We start from the raw sequence: 4529 nt of genomic DNA on the forward strand, positions 1-4529 counted from the left end.
CGTGGGCACCACCGGCAGCGCGCGGCGGCTCGTGGGGGCCATGCTGGGCGCGGCCGTGGTGAAGAACGAGATCACCGCGCACGCCGTGGGCACCACCTACCTGCACCCGGACGTGCGCACCATCTTGGAGATAGGCGGGCAGGACTCGAAGATCATCTGCGTGGAGGGCGGCATAGCCGTGGACTACGCCATGAACACGCTGTGCGCGGCCGGCACGGGCGCGTTCCTGTCGAGCCAGGCGGCGCGGCTCGGCGTGGAGGTGGAGGAATTCGGCGCCATCGCGCTCGCGTCCAAACGGCCGGCCAACATCGCGGCGCGCTGCACCGTATTCGCCGAGAGCGACCTGGTGCACAAGATACAGGTGGGCTACGCGCGCGAGGACATCATCGCGGGGCTCTGCCGCGCGGTGGCGTCGAACTACCTGAACAACGTGGGCAAGGGAAAGAAGACCGTCGCGCCCGTGGTGTTCCAGGGCGGCGTGAGCAAGAACGCGGGCGTGGTGCGCGCGTTCGAGGACATGCTGGGGATGGACGTGCTCGTGGACCCCGACGGCCACCTGATGGGCGCGTTCGGCGTCGCGCTGCTGGCCGCCGAGGCGGTCGCGGCGGATGCAGGGGCGGATGCGGCAGGGATGGGCAGGGACGGGATCGCGGGTGCGGCCTCGCGCAGCGGGGGCGGCGAGGCGTTCGACTTCGATGCCGTGGGCGACTTCGCGTTCAAGACGCGCGAGATCGAATGCGCCAAGTGCGCGAACCACTGCGAGATCATCTGCGTCTACCGCGACGATCAGCTCATCGACTCCTGGGGCAACCGCTGCGACCAGGGGGCCGTGCGGGCGGGATAGCGGATTTCGGCATGCGGGAAATCGTCGTCCACCGTCCAGCGGCCAGCGCCGTCTTCCCGCGTGGCCGCCCAACCTATGGCCCCGTGCTCGGGCTAGCTCAGCCAGTGCACGCGGTCCTCGGCATAGCGGTCCTTGCCCTTGGCGTGGGGCTCGGACTCCGGGTAGCCCAGCGCGACGATGGCGAACGGCTCCAGCCCCGCCGGCGCGCCCACGATCTCGGACACGGCTGCCATGCGCTCGGGCTCGGGTGCGATGCCCATCCATACGGCGCCGAAGCCCCGGTCGACGGCCTCCAATAGGATGTTCTCCACGCAGGCGCTCATGTCCTGCACGGCGATCTCGGGAAAGCGCAGGCCCTCCGTGCGCATGCACGGCACGATGGCGCAGGCGGCGCCGGCGGCCGGTTTCGCGTAGGGGCTGGCCTCGGACAGCAGCTGCAACGTGGCCCGGTCGCGCGCCACGTAGAACTCCCACGGCTGCTGGTTGCCGCCCGAGGGCGCCGCCATGCCCGCGCGCAGCAAGGCGCGCACCTCGTCGTCGGTCATCGGGTCGTCCGTGAACCTCCGCACGCTCGCCCGTTTGAAAATCGCATCTGCCATGGATGCCTCCTTGCGCTCGGCTTCGTCATGCGCCGATGATAGCGCGTTCCGCACGGTAGTGCGCGGCACGGATGCGAAAGGGAGGCGAGCCGATAACGAAGGGAGGGCAAGGCGCGCCCGCTCTCGGATGTTTCACGTGAAACATCCGTTCTGTCTCCCCCTTTGACGCATAGCCCGGCGCCTGAGGTGCTTCGTGTGCGGAAAGCAGGCTGCTCGGCACAAAAATTCCCGACGTGGGATCAGGGCATTCGTTCTGTCTCCCCCATCGACACACAGCCGATGCTCACGGATCGTGCTGCGCGCGGAAAGCTTTCCCGCTCCCTTGGGACGCTTGCATATATGACTTAAAGAGTAATGGACAAAAAGGGTCGTTAGTCTGTAGATTTCCGACGGGAATCAAGGGATCGGGAATGCGGCGTTTGCGAAGCGCCTGGTAGTAAGCTCGGCATTCTAATCATCTTTTATCCAGAATAAAGATTACCGCCCCTATTTGTCCACGGCGCTGCAAGCCCCGTGTGTCGAGTGGATGCCCTAGGGCCGCTGCGCGCGAAGGCCGCCGGGTTACGCGTCAAACGGTCAGCTAGAATATCCGTTCGCGCGAAGCGCGAAAACGGGTGCGCTCCGCAGGAGCCGCGCCCCTCGCGCGCCAGCGCGAGAACAACCGCCCCGGTGGAACGGGCGGGAGCGAAGCGACCCGCCCATGCGCCCGGAGGGCGCATAACGGCCGCGCAGGTTGGCGTAGTAAGTCAGCGAGAAGCCCCCTGGTGCCCGAGATTGGCGGGATCGCAGAGGTGAAGCGTACTTCGGTACGCGAACCTCCGGGATCGCGGAGGTGAAGCGTACTTCGGTACGCGAACCTCCGGGATCGCGGCAAGATCGGGTGCCAGGGGGCTTCGCAGCGTCGAGTCGTTCCGGCGGCCGGCAGGCCGACGGAACCCGACTACATCAGCTTCGCGACGTTCTGGGCGAAGGCAACCGGATCGTCGATGGGCATGCCCTCCACCAGCAGCGCCTGGTTGTACAGCAGGTCGGCGTACAGGCGGATCTTGTCGTTGTCGCCGGCCTCGTGGGCGGCCTTCAGCGTGTCGAACACCGGGTGCTTGGCGTTCAGCTCCAGCACGCGCTGCGACTTCACGCCGTCGGGGCCCTCGGGGCCCTTCGACAGCACGCGCTCCATCTCAAGCGACACGGGGCCCTCGGTAGTCACGCACGCAGGCGCGTCGGTGAGGCGCGCGGACACGGCCACCTTCGTCACCTCGTTGCCGAGCGCGTCCTTCAGCGCCTTGAACAGGTCCTCGTTCTCCTTCGTGGCCTCTTCGGCCTCCTTCTTCTCGTCCTCGGTGGCGAAGTCGAGGTCGCCGGACGCCACGTTCTTGAGCTCCTTCGCGCCCTCTCCGTCCTCGTTCGCACCGTAGTCGCGCATGGCGGTGAAGCAGAACTCGTCCACATCCTGCGTGCACAGCAGCACGTCGTAGCCCTTGCCGAGCACCGTCTTCACGATGGGCATCTTGTTCAGGCGCTCCACCGAATCGCCGGCGGCGTAGTAGATGGCCGGCTGGTCCTCGGGCATGGCCTCGAAGTACTCGGCCAGCGTGACCAGCTTGTCCTGTTTCGCGGAGTAGTACAGCAACAGGTCGGCCAGCGTGTCCTTCTGCGAGCCGTAGCTGGCGTAGATGCCGTACTTCAGGCCGCGGCCGAAGTTCTCGAAGAACGCCTCGTAGCCCTCGCGGTCGTTGTCGCGCATGTCCTCGAGGTCGGACGTGATCTTCTTCTCGATCTTCTTGGCGATGGCGCGCAGCTGGCTGTTGTGCTGCAGCGTCTCGCGGCTGATGTTCAGCTGCAGGTCCTGGCTGTCCACCACGCCGTGCACGAAGTTGTAGTAGTCGGGTAGCAGCTCCTCGCACTTCTCCATGATGAGCACGTTGGAGCTGTAGAGCGCGAGGCCCTTCTGGTAGTCGCGGCTGTACAGGTCGAACGGCGCGCGGCTCGGCACGAACAACAGCGCATCGTAGGACAGCGCGCCCTCGGCATGCACGGAGATGGTGCGGGCCGGGTCGGCGAAATCGTGGAAGTCGGTCTTGTAAAACTCGTTGTACTCTTCCTGGTCGACCTCGGACTTGCGGCGCTTCCAGATGGGGATCATGGAGTTCACGGTGTCGAGCTCCTGGTAGTTCTCGAACTGCGGCACGTAGTCGTCGCCGGCATCCTCGGGCTTCGGCAGCTCGCGCGACTTCGTCACCTCCATGCGGATGGGGTAGCGCACGTAGTTGCTGTAGCGCTTGACCAGGTCTTTAAGGCCGTACTCGGACAGGTAGCCGTCGTAGGAGTCCTCGTCGGTGTTGTCCTTGAGCGTGATGATGACGTCGGTGCCGTGCTCGGCGCGCTCGGCCGGCTCGATGGTGTAGCCCTCCACGCCGTCGCTCTCCCAGGCCCAAGCCTCGTCGCTGCCGTAGGCCTTCGACACCACGCGCACGCTCTTGCCCACCATGAACGAGGAGTAGAAGCCCACGCCGAATTGGCCGATGATGTCCACGTCGTCGCCCTGCACCTCGTCGTTCTCCATCTTGAACGCCATGGAGTCCGAGTGCGCGATGGTGCCCAGGTTGCGGTCGAGCTCGTCCTTCGTCATGCCGATACCGCTGTCGCTCACGGTGACGGTGCGGGCGTCCTTGTCGAAGCTCACCTGGATGGCGAGCTCGTCCTTGGAGAGTTCGATGGACTTGTCGGTGAGGCTCTTGAAGTAGAGCTTGTCCACCGCGTCCGACGCGTTCGAGATGAGCTCGCGCAGGAAGATCTCGCGGTTCGTGTAGATGGAGTTGATCATGAGGTCGAGCAGCTTCTTGCTCTCTGTTTTGAACTTGCGCATGGCGGCGTCGCTTCCTTTCGGGTACGTTCCTTCGTCAAGCGGTCGGACTGCCCCGTGTGCTAGCAGTCCAAGCCTTCGAGTGCTAAAACGAGATTTTAGTACGACGCGGGGCGATGTCAAGGAGGACACGCGGCAATTCCAAACAACGCCTAAGCGCAGGCGGGGGCTGCCGCCAGCAGCGTGCCGCCTGCCCCGATGCGCGCCCCGTAGGGCAAGCGCC

The 4529-nt window shown here is 65.4% G+C and carries 3 protein-coding genes; 1 reads left to right on the forward strand and 2 read right to left on the reverse strand.

Annotation, left to right across the window (positions count from 1 at the left end):
* Positions 1-844: acyl-CoA dehydratase activase (locus GPA_RS12395; RefSeq protein ID WP_041239589.1), on the forward strand; the 844-nt coding region annotated here is incomplete at its 5' end.
* A 92-nt stretch (positions 845-936) separates the two neighbouring features.
* On the opposite strand, the gene GPA_RS12400 is transcribed toward GPA_RS12395, so the two are convergent.
* Together GPA_RS12400 and htpG are read right to left on the reverse strand one after the other, a co-directional pair.
* Entirely contained in the window at positions 937-1443 is a 507-nt protein-coding gene (locus GPA_RS12400; RefSeq protein WP_041239590.1) for a nitroreductase family protein, read from the reverse strand.
* Positions 1444-2383: 940 nt separating this feature from the next.
* Complete coding sequence (htpG, locus tag GPA_RS12405) at positions 2384-4309, reverse strand: molecular chaperone HtpG (protein WP_015540071.1); 1926 nt, start codon at positions 4307-4309, stop codon at positions 2384-2386.
* Between the last annotated feature and the right edge of the window lie 220 nt (positions 4310-4529).

The organism is Gordonibacter pamelaeae 7-10-1-b (assembly GCF_000210055.1).
In the GTDB taxonomy this organism is placed as follows: domain Bacteria; phylum Actinomycetota; class Coriobacteriia; order Coriobacteriales; family Eggerthellaceae; genus Gordonibacter; species Gordonibacter pamelaeae.

Coding starts and splice junctions, on each gene's coding strand:
- GPA_RS12400 (WP_041239590.1), bottom strand. CDS start 1,443: ATGGCAGATGCGATTTTCAAACGGGCGAGCGTGCGGAGGTTCACGGAC.
- htpG (WP_015540071.1), bottom strand. CDS start 4,309: ATGCGCAAGTTCAAAACAGAGAGCAAGAAGCTGCTCGACCTCATGATC.